The sequence below is a fragment of the Bradyrhizobium sp. USDA 241 genome, assembly GCF_049739505.1.
In the GTDB taxonomy this organism is placed as follows: domain Bacteria; phylum Pseudomonadota; class Alphaproteobacteria; order Rhizobiales; family Xanthobacteraceae; genus Bradyrhizobium; species Bradyrhizobium liaoningense.
In genome coordinates this window covers 3,295,644-3,315,259 of record NZ_JBMGPZ010000005.1, presented here as the reverse complement: position 1 = coordinate 3,315,259, position 19,616 = coordinate 3,295,644, and the positions used below count along the sequence as shown (strand labels likewise).

11 protein-coding genes, 1 tRNA gene and 3 pseudogenes are annotated in these 19,616 nt (G+C 63.0%); 7 read left to right on the top strand and 8 right to left on the bottom strand.

Annotation, left to right across the window (positions count from 1 at the left end; all coding sequences use genetic code 11):
* Positions 1-152: 152 nt before the first annotated feature.
* On the top strand, positions 153-815 hold the full coding sequence (locus tag ABIF91_RS37830) for a hypothetical protein (RefSeq protein WP_028181764.1): 663 nt from the start codon (positions 153-155) through the stop codon (positions 813-815).
* A 401-nt stretch (positions 816-1,216) separates the two neighbouring features.
* Positions 1,217-1,486, top strand: coding sequence for a hypothetical protein (locus ABIF91_RS37825; RefSeq protein WP_424579705.1), 270 nt, complete (start codon positions 1,217-1,219; stop codon positions 1,484-1,486).
* Between the two features lie 46 nt (positions 1,487-1,532).
* Here the strand turns inward: ABIF91_RS37825 and ABIF91_RS37820 are convergent, their stop codons facing one another.
* Together ABIF91_RS37820 and ABIF91_RS37815 are read right to left on the bottom strand one after the other, a co-directional pair.
* The gene (locus tag ABIF91_RS37820) at positions 1,533-1,775 is read right to left on the bottom strand and encodes a hypothetical protein (protein ID WP_028181762.1); all 243 of its coding nucleotides are present in this window, start codon (positions 1,773-1,775) and stop codon (positions 1,533-1,535) included.
* 460 nt (positions 1,776-2,235) lie between these two features.
* Positions 2,236-2,406: a hypothetical protein gene (locus ABIF91_RS37815; protein ID WP_162832031.1), complete on the bottom strand. Its 171-nt coding sequence runs from the start codon at positions 2,404-2,406 to the stop codon at positions 2,236-2,238.
* A gap of 681 nt (positions 2,407-3,087) precedes the next feature.
* Between ABIF91_RS37815 and ABIF91_RS37810 the strand changes: the two are divergent.
* Positions 3,088-4,357, top strand: a pseudogene (locus ABIF91_RS37810) (IS256 family transposase).
* A 544-nt stretch (positions 4,358-4,901) separates the two neighbouring features.
* Positions 4,902-6,010, top strand: a pseudogene (locus ABIF91_RS37805) (IS3-like element ISRj2 family transposase); the annotation flags it as partial.
* A gap of 212 nt (positions 6,011-6,222) precedes the next feature.
* On the opposite strand, the gene istB (ABIF91_RS37800) reads toward ABIF91_RS37805, so the two are convergent.
* Entirely contained in the window at positions 6,223-6,984 is a 762-nt protein-coding gene (istB, locus tag ABIF91_RS37800) for an IS21-like element ISFK1 family helper ATPase IstB (protein WP_011090937.1), read from the bottom strand.
* A gap of 18 nt (positions 6,985-7,002) precedes the next feature.
* Positions 7,003-8,543: pseudogene (istA, locus tag ABIF91_RS37795) on the bottom strand (IS21-like element ISFK1 family transposase).
* A 206-nt stretch (positions 8,544-8,749) separates the two neighbouring features.
* On the opposite strand from istA (ABIF91_RS37795), the gene istA (ABIF91_RS37790) reads away from it, so the two are divergent.
* From istA (ABIF91_RS37790) to ABIF91_RS37780, 3 genes are all read left to right on the top strand, one after another.
* Positions 8,750-10,471 (top strand): IS21-like element IS1631 family transposase, encoded by a 1,722-nt coding sequence (istA, locus tag ABIF91_RS37790; protein ID WP_424579704.1) that lies wholly within the window; start codon positions 8,750-8,752, stop codon positions 10,469-10,471.
* A 4-nt stretch (positions 10,472-10,475) separates the two neighbouring features.
* Positions 10,476-11,243: an IS21-like element IS1631 family helper ATPase IstB gene (istB, locus tag ABIF91_RS37785; RefSeq protein ID WP_038952109.1), complete on the top strand. Its 768-nt coding sequence runs from the start codon at positions 10,476-10,478 to the stop codon at positions 11,241-11,243.
* Between the two features lie 680 nt (positions 11,244-11,923).
* The gene (locus ABIF91_RS37780; RefSeq protein WP_208086440.1) at positions 11,924-13,267 is read left to right on the top strand and encodes an IS1380-like element ISBdi2 family transposase; all 1,344 of its coding nucleotides are present in this window, start codon (positions 11,924-11,926) and stop codon (positions 13,265-13,267) included.
* A 536-nt stretch (positions 13,268-13,803) separates the two neighbouring features.
* Here ABIF91_RS37780 and ABIF91_RS37775 read toward each other — a convergent pair.
* The 4 genes from ABIF91_RS37775 to ABIF91_RS37760 all read right to left on the bottom strand — a co-directional run bounded on the left by ABIF91_RS37775 (position 13,804) and on the right by ABIF91_RS37760 (position 19,305).
* Positions 13,804-13,879, bottom strand: a tRNA-Lys gene (locus ABIF91_RS37775).
* A gap of 295 nt (positions 13,880-14,174) precedes the next feature.
* Positions 14,175-16,841 (bottom strand): glycosyltransferase, encoded by a 2,667-nt coding sequence (locus ABIF91_RS37770; RefSeq protein ID WP_028182177.1) that lies wholly within the window; start codon positions 16,839-16,841, stop codon positions 14,175-14,177.
* 211 nt (positions 16,842-17,052) lie between these two features.
* The gene (locus tag ABIF91_RS37765; RefSeq protein ID WP_028182176.1) at positions 17,053-17,643 is read right to left on the bottom strand and encodes a hypothetical protein; all 591 of its coding nucleotides are present in this window, start codon (positions 17,641-17,643) and stop codon (positions 17,053-17,055) included.
* Between the two features lie 318 nt (positions 17,644-17,961).
* Entirely contained in the window at positions 17,962-19,305 is a 1,344-nt protein-coding gene (locus ABIF91_RS37760; protein WP_208086440.1) for an IS1380-like element ISBdi2 family transposase, read from the bottom strand.
* Positions 19,306-19,616: the final 311 nt, after the last annotated feature.

Below are 19,616 nucleotides of genomic sequence, written 5' to 3'. Positions count from 1 at the left end.
GTCGGGCCCGTCAGCCGGCCAGGCCGCTAACGTGGAATTAATCCGAAAAGCCCACAATTTTAGGCAGTTGGAGATGGGTGCTGCGTACAGGAGCCGTCACGAGGACGTTCCGGCGACGGCGTCCTGTTGCTCGCTCATTGGGGTCAACGCAGATGACCACGTCCCTGGAAACGCCAAGCTTCGCCGAAGAACTCGACGCGGTGGCCCTCGCAGCCGCCGCAGCCGCGCACGATCCCGCGGCCCCGGAAGCTCCAGTGCCGCACAGGCGGCCCGGCCGGAAGACGGTGCTGCTCCTGGCAGTGTGTGCGCTGGCCATCAACGGCGCGGCGGCCGTCTATACGTCGCCGTCCGGCTTGCCGTCGCTGAATGTCGGCAGCCTGGCTGAGCTGCTTCCGCGCCAGGAAGCGTCCGCGCCGAAGCCGGATCCGGTCGTCGCTGCCCTGAAGGACATTCAATCCGCCCAGCAGCAGCACACGGCTTCGCTGCAGGCGAACAACCACGCCTTGCAGCAGAATGCGGCTCTGCTGCAGCAGGATTCACTGGTGCTGCTGTCCCTGCGGCAGAGCATCACGGACGAACGGGTCGATGTGAAGAAGATATCTTCGCAGCTGTCCACGCTGATCGCGAAGGTCGACTCGCTGCAAAACGTGATGATGTCGGACGTCACCTCCTCGATCCGGCGCGCGAACGCTCGCTATGGACTGTCCGCAGCGATGCGCAAGCGGCTGGTCCGGCCGTCGAAGCCGGCAGGGCCTGTTTCGGTGGGAGGAGCTCCGCTGAGCGTGCCGGCGACGGTTTCAGCGCCGGAAAGCTGAAGATCGAAAGATCGTTCATCTCCGCACCCGGCCTGATTTGAAGCGTGCAGGGATGAGGCTTGATTGCTGCAACGACGCAGGTGCACTCTCTCCCGCTTGCGGGCTCGGGAGAGGGTGTATCCCAAATGGGACAATCGCCAAGAGGAAAAAGCCCTGTCCCGGCCCACGGGACGAAGCTTCGCTTCGCCCGGACGCGCCGGCCTCTCTCGCAGGCGGGAGAGGTGAACGGCCCGCGGCGATCGGATTCAAGCCATTTCGCATCAGGGCTGAGACGGCCACGTCGAAGCTCCGCCAATTGCCCTCATGACTGCCCCGGCGTGCTTTTCAGGAATCTGTGTCTTGCTGAAGCGATGTCCGCATCCCAGTTCCACTGGTGTGCGATCAGAAGTGCGGAGGACAAGATGCGCAGACTGTTGGTGATGTTCCTCGCGTTGGCTTCGCTGGCCCAGGCCCACGCGGAGGGGAAGGTGAGCGGCCCGGACGCCTCGTGCAGCTATACGCTGGCGAACGGGGACACGTACCAGATCCCAGCGGGCCAGAATCTCTGCTGGCGCGTCCCGCCGCCCTCTTACAAGGTGTACACGCTCCTGCGTTGTGATCCGCCGTTTCAGGAACTCAGCCGGGTCCAACAGGGCGATGGCCGCTGCAACAAGTACGAGGAACGCCAGTGACTGGTGCTGGATGCGCGCCTTCGATGGCGGCTCTCACCGCGAGGCGTCACTTCAAGGCGTGATCGATCTTGTGCGCCAAGTGCCCGGTGTCGTGATCGCGGCGCAGCTGGCTCAGCGACGTCTCGTTCAGCTGGGCCAGGACCTCGCTGAGCTGCGCCGCATCGGGATAGCCGGCCGCAAAACCCTTTCCGTAGATCTTGCGCAATGTGCCGACCAGCGTGTTGCCGTGCTTCTTGCTGATCTGGCCATCCTTGTCCCGATGGCGGCCATCCAGGCCCGGTTCCTTCATGTGTCTCTCCCGTGCGGCGTCTGAAGCGCCTGGAGAGAGCGTGCGCCCAAACGAGTCGACTGGCAATGGGAGCGCGCGCCCGCGTCACCGATTGCCGGTGCCGCCGCAAGAGCCCGCGCTTGTCTCGCCTGCTTGTGAAGGCGTGGTCGATTGTGGTGAACCGATCGGGGCAACACATAGGGAGCGATTGCTCGATTGGAGCCGATGCGATGCGCTCTCTTTTTGCCTTGTGTCTCATGGGTCTGTCGCTCGTGCTGTGCACCGCCGCAGACGCAGCAACGGTGCATCGCCCTCGCGCACGCCCTCTTGCGGTAGACCGGCCACGCACGAATGCGACGCCACCGGCGCGCTTCGCGGTCCCCGGTTGGAGTGACGAAGCAACACGGCGCTGGCTCGACAATGCCTCGTCGAACGTCGGGCGCGGCGGATAGCGGCGACAGGCGCGGGTGATCGCTCGGAACTAGGCGGCCTGCTCTTCAAACGAGGTGTAGACGTGGCCGCCGGGATCGACGACCCGAACGTCCCAGCATCCGTCCTCAACAAGCTCCTTGGCCTTCTTGAGGGCGGCGGCGAGTGACAGCCGCTTGAGTTTGACGACGCCCGCCGTGTCGAAACCGTTGATTTCAAACATGCTGTCCCTCCGGTTTTGGTGAAGGCGTACACGTTTCCGGCGGAGTGTCTTCCGATTTTTGGGGTGGGAGGGCTTTGGGAACGGCAGCCAAGTGCCAAGCAGGGGCGGTAAGCGCGATAGTTGCGTGCATTGTCACCGCAACTCCAACCGTAACTCCAACGCGTTCAGAAATGATGACATCAGGTGCAGCTTCCAGAGGCGCAGAGCCATCGCTGTGCGGCATCGATCGCATCGGGGACGAGGGATCTTCCTTTTGGGAGGTCGGACGGCCACCCTCATCTCGCCCGGCACTCCCGGCGCTCTGATCCGCAATTGAATCGGCAGCCGGGAGCATTTGGGGGCTGGAACCCGAGCCGTGCCACATTCGCATCCGGGCGGCAATGCGTAGAACATCGCACTCCGGTAGTTATACGGAGTCCATTTTCGGAACGGGGTGTTCTATAGACTGAACACCGGCGCGATTTAAGTACTTGGTTCTATTTCTGCCGGGAATGCCGCAGTGGGGGCTGGAACCACGCTGCGGCTTTTCCCATTTGTTCGTTAGTTCACTTGATCGGTCGCCGTGAGGGCCATCGGCGGTTTACTCGAGCTATGCGGGAAACTGGGTGATGACGGAATGAGATAGGCGGCGTATCGAGGCGGGTGTCGAGCCTGCCAGAACCTCAAGGAGAGCGATACGCCATGAACGAGCATAGCAACATTGTCCCACTGCGTCAGCCCGATGAGATCGACGATCCACTGACGAATATTTTGCGATTCTGGAGCTCGGCAGCTGCTTGCGCAGGCTGTCGAGATGGAAGCCGAGGCGTTTCTCGCCGCGATGAAGGGCTTGAAGCTTCCCGATGGCCGCGACCGCCTCGTGCGACACGGCCATGGTCCAGTGCGGACGATCCAGACGGGGATCGGCGCCGTCGAAGTCGCCCGGGTAAAGATTCGCGATCGCGCGGTGACCAGCGATGGCGAGCGGATCCGCTTCACCTCGGCGATCCTGCCGTTGTGGGCACGGCGCACGAAGAGCTTGGATGCACTTTTGCCGGTTCTGTACCTGCGAGGCATCTCGACGGGCGACTTCCAGGAGGCGCTGGCGGCGCTCTTGGGCAAGGATGCGCCGAATCTTTCTCCGGCGGTGGTTTCCAGACTGACGACGGAGTGGCAGCTCGAGTACGAGCGTTGGCAGAAGCGCGATCTGTCGGCGCGCCGGTACGTATACGTGTGGGCGGACGGCGTCTTCCTGCAGGCTCGCATGGAAGACCACAGCGAATGCATGCTGGTGCTGATCGGCGCGACGCCGGAAGGCAAGAAGGAACTCATCGGCTTCCAGGTCGGCGTGCGCGAGAGCACGCAGAGCTGGCACGAACTGCTCGTCGAGGCGAAAACCCGAGGGCTGAAGATCGCCCCGGAAATCGCCGTCGGTGACGGCGCGCTCGGCTTCTGGAAGGCGCTCGACGAGGTCTTTCCCGCCACGCGACATCAGCGGTGCTGGGTGCACAAAACCGCGAATATCTTGAACAAAGTCGCAGTGTCGGTACAGGCCAGCATGAAGAAGGATCTGCGCGAGGTCTATTTGGCGTCCAACCGAGCTTCGGCCGAAGTGGCGATCGATGTCTTTGCCGAGAAATACGGAGCGAAGTACGACAAGGCGGTCGAGTGCCTGACGAAAGATCGCGACGCAATGCTTGCGTTCTACGAATTCCCCGCCGAGCATTGGGACCACTTGCGGACGACGAATCCCATCGAAAGCGTGTTCGCGACGGTCCGGCACAGAACGGTGCGCACGAAAGGTTCGTTATCGTCAACGACTGCCAAGTTGATGGTGTTCAAGCTGCTCTGCGCCGCATCAAAGACCTGGCGGCGGCTGAAAGGCACAAATCAGTTGCCGAAGGTCAGCGCAGGTGTCAGATTCGAAAACGGCATCGAGGTCATCCAAGTGCCGGAAAACCACGCCGCCTGATCGCCTCGTCACCCAAAATCCCGCATAGCTCGGTTTACTCCGGCCGAACATCGGCGCCGCGCCGACCGCACGCTCTGCAGACAAACCGCCGCTCGAGATCTGTCGGCCGCATGTCGTCAGGCCTGCGGTCAGCCGGCCGCTTGCGTGGTTTCTGCGGCTTTGAGGAGGACATAGTCCTGCACCGTGGCGGAGTTGGTGGCGGTAATATCGACGTCGGTCCCAGCCGACTGGCGCCAGGCGACCACCCCGAAGCACAAGGTCAGCGGGTAGGATGGATTGAGCTCTTGCGAAACCCATCGCCGGCAATTCGGTCGGCCACTCCGCGATCCTTCGATGATTGCTCCGATAATCGATTGCGGATCGCAGCGGCGCTGACGGGCTAACCGCCACAACGACGATTTACCTGGTCGCCCAGGTCACCTTGACGGGGGCTTGCCGATGCTGGCCTACGGAAAGAGAGCTGGCCCCGCAAATTCGGACAGTAGCTTGAGTGGATTTTCTGCCTGACAGCGGCGAGGATTCTTGCTGCGAATCAGGAGCGAAGATGACGAAGAAGAGCCGCCGGACGCATTCTCCGGCATTCAAGGCGAAGGTTGCTTTGGCTGCGGTCAAAGGCGACAAGACACTGGCGGAGCTGGCGCAACTGTTTGATGTTCATCCGAACCAGATCACGATCTGGAAAAACCAGCTCCTGGAAGGCGCCGCCGGCGTGTTTGGGCATGACAAGACATCGGCCGAGACGCCGGTCGATTTGAAGGCGTTACATGCCAAGATCGGCGAGCTGGCGTTGGAAAACGATTTTTTGTCCGGCGCGCTCATCAAGGCGGGCCTGCTGAGCGCAAAGCGATGATCGACCGCGATCATGATCTTTCTATCGTGCGCCAGGCGAAGGTCCTGAAGCTGGCTCGCAGCACGGTCTACTATGAACCTCGGCCAGTTTCGGCCGAGGACCTTGCCTTGATGCGTCGGCTCGATGAGCTGCATCTCGATTATCCCTTCGCGGGAGCGCGTATGCTGCGATCGTTGCTGCGGCGGGAGGGCGTATACGCCGGTCGCCGCCACATCGCGACGCTGATGAAGCGCATGGGGATCGAGGCGGTCTATCGTCGCCCGAACACGAGCAAGCCGGCTCCGGGTCACAAGATCTACCCGTACCTGTTGCGCGGATTGAAGATCGAGCGGCCCGACCATGCGTGGGCAATGGACATCACCTACATTCCGATGCGGCGTGGCTTCGTCTATCTCGCGGCGGTCGTCGATGTGTTCAGCCGACGGGTCCTGGCCCATCGCGTCTCGATCACAATGGAGGCGGCCTTCTGCGTCGAAGCGGTCCAGGAGGCGTTGGCGAAGCACGGCAGGCCCGAGATTTTCAACACGGATCAGGGCAGCCAGTTCACCAGCCTCGAGTTCACCGATGTGCTGCTGGACGCGAAGATCGCCATCAGCATGGACGGCAAGGGCGCCTGGCGCGACAACGTGTTTGTCGAGCGGCTCTGGCGCACGGTCAAATACGAAGAAGTATATCTCCGCGCCTACGACAGCGTGTCCGAGGCGCGAGCGTCAATTGCCAAGTATCTGGCCTTCTACAATCAGGGACGCCCTCACTCGAGCCTTGACGGGCGCACGCCCGACGAGGCTTACTTCGGCACGCAAGCTATGGTGATGGCCGCATGGCCGTCGCCGACGGTTTTGTCGTCGCTCTGGTCGGGCTACGCCCTCCCGACGCAACGACAAAACCGTAAAGCCCCGCGTTCAGCATAACCCGGCAGGAATCCACTTAAATCCAGCGGGGCGCTGTCCAAACAACCGGGGCCAGCTCTTTCAGACGATCGTGAGCAGCCCGCTACGGCCGATGGGAGATAGAGTCAGTGTTCTGGTTGGCCGTCAAGGGTGATGGTTTTGGCGCTGCGTTTTCGCATGCTTTCTCCGGTGAGCTGGAGGCGGTGGGCGTTGTGGACGAGGCGATCGAGAATGGCGTCGGCGACCGTGGGGTCCCCAATGGCTCCATGCCAGGTGTCCACGGGGAGCTGACTTGTGACGATGGTGGATGCGCGGCCATGGCGGTCCTCGAGGATTTCGAGCAGATCGCGGCGTTCCGCGGCGGTGAGCACCGATAGTCCCCAATCATCCAAAATCAGAAGCTGAGCGCGGCCGAGGCTTTTGAGGAGCCGGGCGTAACGTCCGTCTCCGCGCGCGAGCGCGAGCGCCTCGAACAGCCTTGGAACGCGATGATAGAGGACTGATCGGTTGTCGCGGCAGGCCTTGTGGCCGAGCGCGCAGGCTAACCAACTTTTGCCCAGGCCGGTTGCCCCGGTGACGAGCAAATTCTCGTGGCGATCGATCCAGCGACCTTCGACGAGTTTGGCGAAAACGGCGCGGTCGATGCCCCGCGGGGTGCGCAGATCGACGTCCTCGACGCAAGCAGTCTGGCGCAGTGCGGCGATCTTGAGGCGCGTGGTGAGCCGCCTGGTGTCGCGTTCGGCGGCTTCGCGGTCGACCAACAGGCCGATGCGATCTTCGAACGGCAGGGCTTCGAGATCGGGCGATCGGCGCTGCTCCTCGAAGGCCTTGGCCATTCCGGTCAGGCCAAGCTCGATCAGCCGTTCGTGGGTTGGGTGGTTAAGCATGCCGGGTCTCTCCTTGCTTCAGTGGAAGTAGTCGCGTCCGCGGATGTTGCCGTGGCGCAGGGGCTGGTGCTCGAAAGATTCGTCGAAGAACGTGCGATCGAGGCCGTTCTGGAGGATCGATCTAATCGAGGCGACGGAGCGCGCCTTGATGAGGATGCCCCTCCGGCAGGCTGCGTCGAGGCGTTCGGCGCCGTAGCTTTTGACGAGCGCCAGAATGCCAAGGCAGGTTCGAAAGCCTTGTTCTGGATGGGGGCGGGCGTCGATCACGGCCTGGAAAAACGCTGCTGTCGAAGGACCGATCCGCTCGCCGGCGGCGATCACCGCGGCGGGGGTCCATTTGCCGTAGCGGCGATGGGCGCTGGGCATGTGGTCGGCGATGGTGGTGTGTCCGCGTCGGTTGGGCGCGCGGGCATGGCTGGCGATCCGCTGGCCCTTGTGGAAGATCTCGACCGTCCGATCGTCGATACGGGCATCGACCAGCTCGCCAATCAGACGATACGGCGCGGAGTACCAATGGCCGTCGACCTCGACATGATAATCGGGAGCGAGGCGGCAGCGCTTCCAGCGTGCGAAGGCATAAGGCTGATCTGGCAGCGGGGTTAGCTTGGGTTTGTCGAGTTCGGCAAACAGTTCGGCGCGGCTTGAGCCGAAGCCACGCATTTGACGAGCATTGAGTTCGTCGACGAGTGTCTTGATGGCGGCGTTGAGCTCGGCCCGGGAAAAGAAGCGCTGATTGCGCAGCCGGGCCAGAATCCAGCGCTGGGCGATTTGCACCGCGACCTCGACCTTCGCCTTGTCTTTTGGGCGCCGCGGCCGTGCGGCGAGAATGGCCGTGCCGTAATGGCTCGCCATCTCGGCATAAGTGCGATTGAGGCCGGGATCGTAGCGGTCGGGGTTGCTGACGGCGGCTTTGAGGTTGTCGCAGACCACGAACGTCGGCGTTCCGCTCAAAAACGTGAACAAGTTGACGTGGGCCCGGTCCAGTCGGCCAAGCTCTCGCTGGGGCAGGCCTCGGCGTAGGTGTAGTTCGAAGCGCCCATCGCCGCGACGAACAGCTTCATCGGCTGCACTTCCCCGGTCAGGGGATCGACGATGTCGATGGTGTCGCCGGCGAAATCCACGAACACCTTCTCGCCGCCCAGATGAATCTGCCGCATCGAAGGTCGGACCCGCCCCTTCCAGGCCTCGTAGGTAGTGCAGAACCACGTGTACCCGAAACCGTCGGGATTAACGGCGCGATACTCCTCCCAGAGCAGGCGACGGGTTACGTTGCGCCGGCGGAGCTCTTTATCGATGTAGCTCCAGTCGGGCACCGGCCGCTGCGGGCTCTGAGACGCTGGTCGTGGGGCCGGGAAAAGCAAAAGCTCCAGGTCTTCATCGGTCATTCCCTCCGGAAGCGGCCAGCTCAACCCAGCAGAGCGGGCGCGGCTCAGGTAGCTGTGCACAACGCCGTTGCTGACGCCCACGCTCCGCGCGATGGCCCGCTCTGGCAGGCCTTGAAAATGTTTTAACCGAAGGACTTCCTTGATCCGGCGCATCGACAATCTCTGGGTAGGCATTGGACTTCCTCGTTAACCACGAGGTCATCCCTAAGCCGGTTGAGTTGTCGGCCGAAGCGCTGCAAGGCTCCGAAAGCCTTGCTCACGATCCCGCGAAATCGTTGCTCACGATCATCTGAAATCTCTGCTCACGATCATCTGAAATCTCTGCTCACGATCCCCTGAAATCCGCGCTCACGATCCCGCGAAACGCGCAGGCCGGGGAGTTGAACGTCTTGAAGCGACATCTGCAAAGCACCGTACTTACATTACTTGATCGCAACACCAGCCAGCGCGAGATTCACCGGCTGACGGGTGTCGATCGCAAGACGATCCGGCGTTATCAGGCGCTGCGGGCCGGTGCGGAGGCAAATTCCCCCGGGGAAGTGACCACCGGCTCGGTGAGCGCGGACGGCCAAATTCCTCCACCCCGACCACCGGCTTTTGGGACATCGGAAGCGACGGTCACCAGCAGCCTGGCCCGTTCGGCTTGCGAAGCGCATCGGACGTGGATCGAAGAACAGGTCCGGCTGAAGCGGAACGCGCAGGCGATTTACCAGGACCTGGTTGATCAATTTGGCTTTCCGTCCAGCTACCAGAGTGTCAAGCGGTTTGTGCGCCGGTTGCGGCACGCTGATCCTGAGCAGTTTGATCGTCTTGAGTTCCTCCCCGGCGAGGAAGCTCAGGTCGACTATGGCGAGGGCGCGCCGACGGTTGATCCGAAGAGCGGGCGGTACCGTCGTCCCCGCCTGTTCGTGATGACGCTACGCTACTCGCGGCGCAGCTTCCGGCGGGTAGTCTGGAAGTCCAGCCAACAAGTCTGGGCGCAGCTCCACGAAGAGGCGTTCCGGTATTTTGGCGGGGTCCCCAGCTATGTCGTGCTCGACAACCTGAAGGAAGGCGTCCTCAAGCCGGATTTGTACGAGCCCCAGCTCAACCCGATTTACAGCGCGATGCTGGCTCATTACGCCGTGGTCGCCGATCCCGCGCGCGTGGCCGATCCAAATCGGAAAGGATGCGTCGAGAATGCGATTCAACATACCCAGGGCACTGCGCTGGCCGGACGGCGCTTCGAGACGCTGGAGGCGCAAAACGAGTTCTTGAGGCACTGGGAGGAGAACTGGGCTTTCAAACGCATCCACGGCAGCACGCGCCGTCAGGTCGAGGCGATGTTCCAGGAAGAGAAGCCGCACCTGCGGCCGCTGCCTGTCGCTCCCTTCCGCATCTTCACCGAAGTCGTCCGGACTGTCTGCGACGACACCACCGTACGCGTCGACAACAGCTATTACGCCGCGCGGCCCGCGCCGATCGGCAGCCAGGTCGTCGTGCGCATCTACACCACCACGATCGAGATCCGTGATCGCCACACCCGTGCGCTGCTGCGTGTTCATTCCCGGATGGCGCACCCCGGTTCTGTCGTCCTGCCGACCAGCGAACGGCCGTTCAACCCGTCGCGGCAAACCGCCGTGCTGCTGGCGAGCGCCGAGCGCATCGGACCGCAGACCAGGGCCTTGTGCCAGCAGGTGTTCGACACCGAAGGGCGCCCCGGACAGCGCGCGATGTGGGGCATTGTCGGGCTGGGCCGGAAGTATCCGGCGCGGCTGGTCGAGCAGGCCTGCGCGCACGCCATCGACAACCGCATCTACCGCTACAAGCACGTGCGTGCGACCGTCGAGCGGTTGTTCGAACAGGCGATCGAGCAGGTTGGAGTGACGCCACAGCCGGCATCGCCGCTCACCCAGGATCATCCGCTGATCCGTACCCCCGCGGAATACGGCGACCTCTTCAGCCGCGCTGTGCGGCGCGACGCCGACGACAATGGTCGGCAGGCCGAGGCTCACGACGATCACGCCACGGCAATCCGCGCTCGTGTCGCCTGCGCAACCCCGGCCAACTCCGGCGCCACGAGCGCTCCCGCGGCACCTTCTCACCTTAAACTGGAGACCTAGCCACATGATGACCATGCCGGAAATTGAGCGTTGCCTACGACAGCTGCGCCTGTCGGGTGTCCGCGACACGCTGCAGACGCGCGTGCTCCAGGCGCAGGGCGCCAACCAGCCCTTCCTCGAGACCTTCTCCCTTATCCTGCAGGATGAACTGGACCGTCGTCAGTCCCGTCTTATCGAGCGGCGATACCAGCAATCCGGGCTCGACGAAAAGCTGACGCTCGCCGAGTTCGACTGGTCCTTCAATCCCAAACTGCCACGTCAGACCTGCTTCCAGCTCCACACCCTGGCGTTCATTGCCGCTGGCGAGAACGCTCTGCTTGTTGGCAAACCTGGCACCGGGAAGTCGCACATCGCCAAGGCGATTGCCTATCAGGCGATCCTGCAAAGCCACAAGGTCCAGTATCTTGAGACCGACGACTTCTTCCACCGCTACGCCCTGAACTCTCCGGCACAACGCGAGGTCCGGCTGCGAACCATCATCGACTGCGATCTCCTCGTGCTGGACGATCTATTCCTCGCACGCGCCATCCCCGACGACGCCGGCACTTTGCTGCAGACCCTGATCCATCAGCGTTACAAACTGCGCCGCAGCGTCATCGTCACCTCCAATCGCGTCGTGCAGGATTGGGGGGCATACCTTGGGGACAACACTATGAGCACGACGATCCTCGATCGCCTTATGCATCATTGCCATCTGCTTGAGTTCGACGGACGCAGCTATCGGCTCAAAGAAGCCGCTGAAGCTCTTGCCCGGGAAACAAACTCAAACTAACAGTCCCTTGTCCTGCCTCGCGGGTGGAGGAATTTGACTGACCACACCCGGAGGAATTTGAAGTGACCCGCGGGGCCTTCGAAATTCACTCGAACAATCATCACGTCCCTGGCTGGCGGAAATGCAATTGTTGTAGCGACGCAAAGTCGCCGAGATATCGGTCACCGCCGAGTTGTACGATGAGATTGCATCTTCGCAATCAGCGCGACCGGCGAGCGTACTAGCCCGTCTTATTCGCGAGAGGGCGCCTGAGAGGCTGGCGAGCGTGGTGTAAAGCGCTGATGCGGCGTAGGATTCGGTTGCGAAGCCACCCCATCACCTTCAACCGCGAACGCCACGCCCGCCATGACCGATGATACGATTTCAGACCACTATCGAGAAGCAAGAATTCAACATAAATAAAACCTCTGCCTCGCGCTCGATCTCTTCATGCTTGATAGTCTCGTTTCGGAGGCTGAGCACCTACCGCGTCTAATAGGCCGCTCGCGCCGGTTTCTTTGGACGCGGCACGACCGCGACTCCACGTTTCGGCACAGAAATGATCGGGAGTCACTCAATCTTTCTTCAACTTAACCCGTCTTATTCGTAAGAGTGCGCCTGAGGGGTAAAGCGCTGATGCGGCGTAGGATTCGGTTGCGAAGCCAACCCCATCACCTCCAACCGCGAACGCCACGCCCGCCATGACCGACGATACGATTCCGCCCTTCTCGTTTCCAGCCGTTCACGCCAAGAAAGTCACAGCTGCCTTCGATGGTGGGCGCCTAACCTCGAACGGGGGCGTGATGCTTCTGGCGATGGCCGAGCGGCGTCTCGGTTTGGCCAACAATCTGGCCCGGGTGTTCCCGGATCGGCGCGATCCGACGCGGGTCGTGCACAGCCTGGTCGATATGTTCCGCGCTCGCATGTTCGCGATCTGCTGCGGCTACGAGGACGCCGACGACCTCGATCATCTGAGGTCCGATCCGGCATTCAAACTGGCCTGCGGTCGCCTACCGGACACGGGCCGGGATTTGTGTTCCCAGCCGACGCTGTCGCGGCTGGAGAATGCTCCGCGCCTGCGCGACGTGATCCGGCTGACCTACACTTTGGTCGACGCATGGATGGATAGCTACCCGCGCGAGCCGGCATCCGTCACGCTCGACATCGATGATACCTGCGACGTCGTCCACGGCCATCAGCAGCTCTCGCTGTTCAACGCTCATTATGACGAACGCTGCTTCCTGCCGATCCACGTCTACGACACGGAGAAGAGCCGGCCCGTGGCCGTCGTGCTGCGGCCCGGCAAGACGCCGGGCGGCGTCGAGGTGCGTGCCCATCTGCGCCGCCTGGTACGGCATATCCGGACGCGATGGCACAACACGCAAATTACGTTCCGTGGCGACGGGCACTATGCCCGGCCGGAGGCAATGGCGTGGTGCGAGACCAACGGCATCGACTACATCTTCGGTCTGTCCGGCACCAAGCCTCTCGCCAGAAAAGTCGACGAGGTCGCCGACGACATCCGCACGCGACGCGCCATCGAGAACCTGCCGGTTCTGCGTGGCTATACCGAGACGCGCCACAAGGCAAAGTCCTGGGATCGCGAACGGCGCACTGTCGCCCGTATTGAGGCGACGATGCTCGGCCTCGACATCCGCTTCGTCGTCACCAGCCTCGATGTCGGCTCGGCCGAGTGGATCTACGACAGCCTGTATTGCGCGCGCGGCCAAGCCGAGAATCTGATCAAGCTGCATAAGACGCAGCTCGCCTCCGATCGCACCAGCTGCCGTTCGGCGCTCGCCAACCAGGTCCGTCTCGTGCTCCATACGGCCGCTTATTGGCTGATGCTGACCGTGCGCGACGCCATTCCCAAAGCCCGGGAATTGGCCGCTGCCGAGTTCGCGACGCTGCGTCTTCGGCTCTTGAAAATCGCCGCCCGTGTCGTCGAGACCACGAGCCGCATTCGCCTTGCGTTTGCCGCGGCATGTCCCGAAGCCGACCTGATCTGCGGCTTGCCCGGCGCGCTGCTGCCGCTCGGTCCTTGACCGGCGGGGCGTCCGCCCCCGTTCGCCCAACCCATCCCTCAAGCGCGTTGCAAAGTACCGGTCGTCAGGCGGCGAAAAGCCGAAGGCAATCCTGTGCGCCTCGTCAGACAAGATGTGCGGCCGCATCAATCGGGCCCAAAAGCCGCACTCTCACGAATAGGACGGGCTAGTGGTCGACGTCAATAAGGTTGCGCCGCAAATAAAAAGAAACCCAATCCGCATTGTGTCGCTCCTGCTACCTGAAAGCCATCCAATCGCAACCGGAGGGCGAGGGCAATATAGCGGGAGGTGGCCGCGCTGAGCTACCGCCCGTCGCGGATGGCAATTAGGTCGCGCTCGAGATTCTCCGCTTCAACTGCGCAGGTGGCGGCCATGGCGAGCAGTGCGTCGCGCGCAGGGGAGAGTTCGGGATCAGCGGCCCATTGGCGCGCGATCTCTTCGAGCGATCGCAGCTCGCTCGCGCATCCCAATCGCTTCCCAGATGCGATTTTCTGAGCAGCAAGGGAGGCGAAAGGAAATTAACTTATTGATTTGCTTGGTGAGCGCGCTGGGGCTCGAACCCAGGACCCCGTGATTAAAAGTCACGTGCTCTACCGGCTGAGCTACGCGCTCCCATGGCCGCTGATGGCTTCGACAGAGATCGCCATCGTGCTCGGACATTCGAGAAGCATGTCTTGCCGCTGCGCTCTTAAGCTTGCGTCGCGGGGAAAAACCGGCTGTTTCCGGATCATGCTCTCGGCCCGCGCTGTGTAGGGGGAGTGGCTGCGGAGGTCAATAGTGCGGATGGTTGCCGAGGATCGCGGCAGGAGCGGGGATTCACTCGCTGCTTCCGCTGGTTAGGTCGGGAATCTCAACCTGATTGGCGGGCCGCCATCCACGCCGAACAGCGAGGATGGCCTCCCGCCCGTCAGTTCGTCTCCCGCCGCACCTCGCTCGGCACGGTTTGCGGCGCGCCGACGGGGGGCAGGGCGACCGGGCGCAGGCCGATCAGCTCGGCGGTGCGGATCGCGCTGTCGCGCCAGAACTGGAAGGAGTTGATCCGGCTGAGCTCGAGGATGGCGATGGCGACCGCGGCGAGGAACGGCAGACTCTGCAGCACCAGCACGCCGGCAAAGATGTAGATCTCGGTGATCTGCCGGAAGCTGTTGGAGGCGACCAGCACGCCGGCGCCGATCAAGAGCAGGGAGCCGATCACGGCTTCCCAGAACGCCTGGAACTCGATCGACATCCTGCTGAGGCCGCCTTTGGAGGTGCGGGCGAACGCGATGTGCTCGGTGATCAGGCCCTGCGCCACCGCGCGCGACACCGTCCACTGCACGCTCATCGCCGCGATCATCGCGCCCAGCATCTGGCCCGGCTTGATCGCAACGCGGGCGCGGTACATCGACAGGAAGTGCGCCAGCGAGACGACGAAGGCGCCGATGATCGGCAGCGTCAGGATCTTGTCGGGAATGGCGATGTCGGCGAAGGCCACGATCGGCACCCAGACGAGGTTGAGCAGCGCCACGACCACGCCGAGGCTTTCGGCACCCAGCCAGTTCAGCCAGCCGAGGCCGTATTCGCGCTTCTGGTCGGAGGTGAGCCGGCTCGCGCCCGGCAGGAAGCGGCGCCAGTGCTTCTTCACGATCTGCAGGCCGCCATAGGCCCAGCGGTGGCGCTGCTTCTTGAAGGCCTCGTAGGTATCCGGCAGCAGGCCCGCGCCATAGCGGGTGTTGGTGTAGTGGGTGGTCCAGCCGAGCTCCTGGATCGCAAGGCCGAGATCGCTATCCTCGCAGATCGTGTCGCTCGACCAGCCGCCGGCCATGTCCATCGCGGCGCGGCGGATCAGGCACATCGTGCCGTGCACGATGATGGCGTTGGCCTCGTTGCGCTGGACCATGCCGATGTCGAAGAAGCCGGCATATTCGCCATTCATGATGTAGTGCATGATCGACAGGTCGCCGTCGCGATGCTCCTGCGGCGCCTGCACGAGGCCGACGCGCGGATCGGCGAAGGCCGGCACGAGGTCCTTCAGCCAGTCGGGCTCGACGACATAGTCGGCATCGAGAATGCCGATGATCTCGGCATCGGCGGCGGTGCGGTCCATCGCGATGCGCAGCGCGCCGGCCTTGAAGCCCTGCACCTTCTCGGCGTTGATGAACTTGAAGCGTTCACCGAGCGCGCGGCAATGGTCCTGGATCGGCTGCCAGAAGGCGGGATCCGGCGTGTTGTTGATGATGACCACGCATTCGTAGTTCGGATAGTTCAGCCGCGACAGCGCATCCAGCGTCTGCTTGAGCATGTCGACCGGCTCGAAGTACGCCGGGATATGGATCGAGACCTTCGGACAGTAACTCTCCAGCACGTTCTGGACCGGCTTGCTCTTGGTGAGAAGCCGCTGCGGCGGCCGGCCGAAGGCGACCGCGGCGATCTCGTCGATGCGCGCCATCGCGATGAGAACAAGAGGAACAAGGAGGATCATGCCGAGCGTCAGCGCGAAGGCCGAGCCGAAGATGAAGTAGTGGCTGTTCCAGAAGGCGAACACGGTCGCGGCCCAGGCGCCGACGCCGTTGGCGGTCGCCGAGAGCAGGAAGGCCTGCTTCGCGGTCGCTTTCTGGATCCGCAGGATCGGCAGCGACAGCAGGATGCCGACCAGCAGCGCGATGCCCATCAGCTTCCAATAGTCGGGATTCTCCACCGGGCCGGTCCAGGCGAATTTCGGCTCGCGGCTGGCGTTGAGGATGCCCCAGTACGGACCGACGCCGCCTTCGAAGAACTTCCAGGGCTGATCGATGGCTTCGACGATGTTGTATTCCATGCCGATGGCCTCGGCACGGGTGACGAAGTCGCGCAGGATCAGCGCCTGCTGGAACGGACCCGGGTCGGCGTTGCGTAAGTTGTAGCCCTGGCTCGGCCAGCCGAACTCGGCGATCACGATGCGCTTGCCGGGGAACAGGTTGCGCAGCAGGTTGTAGCGGTCGACGGCCTGGTCCACCGCCTGGTCCGAGCGGAAGTTTTCCCAATAGGGCAGCACGTGGGCGGCGATGAAATCGACGTTGGAGGCAAGGTCGGGATTGTCGCGCCAGATGTTCCAGATCTCGCCGGTGGTCACGGGCACGCGGACCGCGCCCTTCACCTTCTTGATCATGTCGATGAGGTCTTCGACCTTCTGCTCGCCGCGGTAGATCACCTCGTTGCCGACCACGACGCCGACGACGTTGCTGTTCTTGCGGGCAAGGTCGATCGCGGCCTTGATCTCGCGCTCGTTGCGATCCTTGTCCTTGTCGATCCAGGCGCCGACGGTGACCTTGAGGCCGAACTCGGCCGCGATCGGCGGCACCAGTTCCACGCCGCCCGTGGACGAATAGAGGCGGATCGCGCGCGTCATGGTCGACAGCGTCTTCAGGTCGGCGCGGATTTTCTCGACCGTCGGAATGTTGTCGATGTCGGGATGGGCCGAGCCTTCGAACGGTGCGTAGGAAACGCTGGGCAGGAGGCCCTTGAAGTCAGGCGCGGGTTCCTTGTCGCGCAAGACCCCCCAGACTCCTGCATGGAGCACAGACACGAGCAACAGAACGGCGGCGACAACGCGCATCGCGGCTAAACCAAAAGGGGCTGAGGTGGCAGGGAAGCGGATCCGACCCCGAGATCCGACCAAGTCCGCGGCAAAGGGAGCATACCTCTGCCGCGCGGTTTCACAACTGTCATGGCCTCATGTCCTTATGAGGGCATGCCTTTTGGGATGCGTGGCAGTGCCAACCGTCTCTATCGCCGATCGTTCCTGAACGGCAGCTGAAACGATCGCGCTATTTCGAGGGAGCCGGGGACGGGCTTGCCGCAGGCGAGGGGCTCGCGGCCGGCTGCGGTGCCGGGGAGTTGCCTGCGGCCGGCGCTGCCGGCGGGGAGGCCGCGGCCGCCTGCTGCGGCTGGGCGTTCGGGTTGATCCAGCACGCGTGCACGCGGCTGTCCAGGGTCTCGGCCACCTTCGGATCGATCTGGCCGCCGAACCGGGTCAGGCAGCGGAACGCGGCCTGGATGTGGCCGCCGGGACAGCCGAAGCGATCGTAGAGGTCGAGATGGCGGAACGCGGTATCGAGGTCGTCCCGCCACATCAGCCGCACCACGCGCCGGCCGAGCCAGACGCATTCGGGGTTGCCGGCCGGGCCGTTGATGACCTGCGCCGCTTCCGCGAACTCGTCAGTGCGGCGCTGATTCTGGGCTGCGTCCTTGGCGGCGTCGGCGGGCTGGGCGGCCGCCTTGCCCTGGTCAGGGGCCGGCGTGCCGCTCTGGGCGGAGGCGCCGCCGACACCAATCAGAACGAGCAAGGAGGAGACGGCCAAGGTGGCGGCGAACTGCCGCAGGACCGCATTTCGTAACTCGAACACCCGTTGCCGCATGAATTCCCCAATATATCCGCTGACCGTCCGCGCCGAGACCTCACGGACGCGCTAGCTGATGGCGTCCAAATGGGTCTCCAATGCGGCGGAAAATTCCCGTCGAATCCCATGACCTGTATTTCGAATTTTGTCCAGCAAAGTCACGATCCTAGCCCGTCCTATTCGTGAGAGTGCGGCTTTTGGGCCCGATTGATGCGGCCGCACATCTTGTCTGACGAGGCGCACAGGATTGCCTTCGGCTTTTCGCCGCCTGACGACCGGTACTTTGCAACGCGCTTGAGGGATGGGTTGGGCGAACGGGGGCGGACGCCCCGCCGGTCAAGGACCGAGCGGCAGCAGCGCGCCGGGCAAGCCGCAGATCAGGTCGGCTTCGGGACATGCCGCGGCAAACGCAAGGCGAATGCGGCTCGTGGTCTCGACGACACGGGCGGCGATTTTCAAGAGCCGAAGACGCAGCGTCGCGAACTCGGCAGCGGCCAATTCCCGGGCTTTGGGAATGGCGTCGCGCACGGTCAGCATCAGCCAATAAGCGGCCGTATGGAGCACGAGACGGACCTGGTTGGCGAGCGCCGAACGGCAGCTGGTGCGATCGGAGGCGAGCTGCGTCTTATGCAGCTTGATCAGATTCTCGGCTTGGCCGCGCGCGCAATACAGGCTGTCGTAGATCCACTCGGCCGAGCCGACATCGAGGCTGGTGACGACGAAGCGGATGTCGAGGCCGAGCATCGTCGCCTCAATACGGGCGACAGTGCGCCGTTCGCGATCCCAGGACTTTGCCTTGTGGCGCGTCTCGGTATAGCCACGCAGAACCGGCAGGTTCTCGATGGCGCGTCGCGTGCGGATGTCGTCGGCGACCTCGTCGACTTTTCTGGCGAGAGGCTTGGTGCCGGACAGACCGAAGATGTAGTCGATGCCGTTGGTCTCGCACCACGCCATTGCCTCCGGCCGGGCATAGTGCCCGTCGCCACGGAACGTAATTTGCGTGTTGTGCCATCGCGTCCGGATATGCCGTACCAGGCGGCGCAGATGGGCACGCACCTCGACGCCGCCCGGCGTCTTGCCGGGCCGCAGCACGACGGCCACGGGCCGGCTCTTCTCCGTGTCGTAGACGTGGATCGGCAGGAAGCAGCGTTCGTCATAATGAGCGTTGAACAGCGAGAGCTGCTGATGGCCGTGGACGACGTCGCAGGTATCATCGATGTCGAGCGTGACGGATGCCGGCTCGCGCGGGTAGCTATCCATCCATGCGTCGACCAAAGTGTAGGTCAGCCGGATCACGTCGCGCAGGCGCGGAGCATTCTCCAGCCGCGACAGCGTCGGCTGGGAACACAAATCCCGGCCCGTGTCCGGTAGGCGACCGCAGGCCAGTTTGAATGCCGGATCGGACCTCAGATGATCGAGGTCGTCGGCGTCCTCGTAGCCGCAGCAGATCGCGAACATGCGAGCGCGGAACATATCGACCAGGCTGTGCACGACCCGCGTCGGATCGCGCCGATCCGGGAACACCCGGGCCAGATTGTTGGCCAAACCGAGACGCCGCTCGGCCATCGCCAGAAGCATCACGCCCCCGTTCGAGGTTAGGCGCCCACCATCGAAGGCAGCTGTGACTTTCTTGGCGTGAACGGCTGGAAACGAGAAGGGCGGAATCGTATCGTCGGTCATGGCGGGCGTGGCGTTCGCGGTTGGAGGTGATGGGGTTGGCTTCGCAACCGAATCCTACGCCGCATCAGCGCTTTACCCCTCAGGCGCACTCTTACGAATAAGACGGGTTAAGTTGAAGAAAGATTGAGTGACTCCCGATCATTTCTGTGCCGAAACGTGGAGTCGCGGTCGTGCCGCGTCCAAAGAAACCGGCGCGAGCGGCCTATTAGACGCGGTAGGTGCTCAGCCTCCGAAACGAGACTATCAAGCATGAAGAGATCGAGCGCGAGGCAGAGGTTTTATTTGTGTTGAATTCTTGCTTCTCGATAGTG

Excerpts from the sequence above, each read along its gene's own strand:
- ABIF91_RS37830 (WP_028181764.1), top strand. The coding sequence starts at position 153 with ATGACCACGTCCCTGGAAACGCCAAGCTTCGCCGAAGAACTCGACGCG.
- ABIF91_RS37825 (WP_424579705.1), top strand. The coding sequence starts at position 1,217 with ATGCGCAGACTGTTGGTGATGTTCCTCGCGTTGGCTTCGCTGGCCCAG.
- ABIF91_RS37820 (WP_028181762.1), bottom strand. The coding sequence starts at position 1,775 with ATGAAGGAACCGGGCCTGGATGGCCGCCATCGGGACAAGGATGGCCAG.
- ABIF91_RS37815 (WP_162832031.1), bottom strand. The coding sequence starts at position 2,406 with ATGTTTGAAATCAACGGTTTCGACACGGCGGGCGTCGTCAAACTCAAG.
- istB (WP_011090937.1), bottom strand. The coding sequence starts at position 6,984 with ATGCTTAACCACCCAACCCACGAACGGCTGATCGAGCTTGGCCTGACC.
- istB (WP_038952109.1), top strand. The coding sequence starts at position 10,476 with ATGATGACCATGCCGGAAATTGAGCGTTGCCTACGACAGCTGCGCCTG.
- ABIF91_RS37780 (WP_208086440.1), top strand. The coding sequence starts at position 11,924 with ATGACCGACGATACGATTCCGCCCTTCTCGTTTCCAGCCGTTCACGCC.
- ABIF91_RS37770 (WP_028182177.1), bottom strand. The coding sequence starts at position 16,841 with ATGCGCGTTGTCGCCGCCGTTCTGTTGCTCGTGTCTGTGCTCCATGCA.
- ABIF91_RS37765 (WP_028182176.1), bottom strand. The coding sequence starts at position 17,643 with ATGCGGCAACGGGTGTTCGAGTTACGAAATGCGGTCCTGCGGCAGTTC.
- ABIF91_RS37760 (WP_208086440.1), bottom strand. The coding sequence starts at position 19,305 with ATGACCGACGATACGATTCCGCCCTTCTCGTTTCCAGCCGTTCACGCC.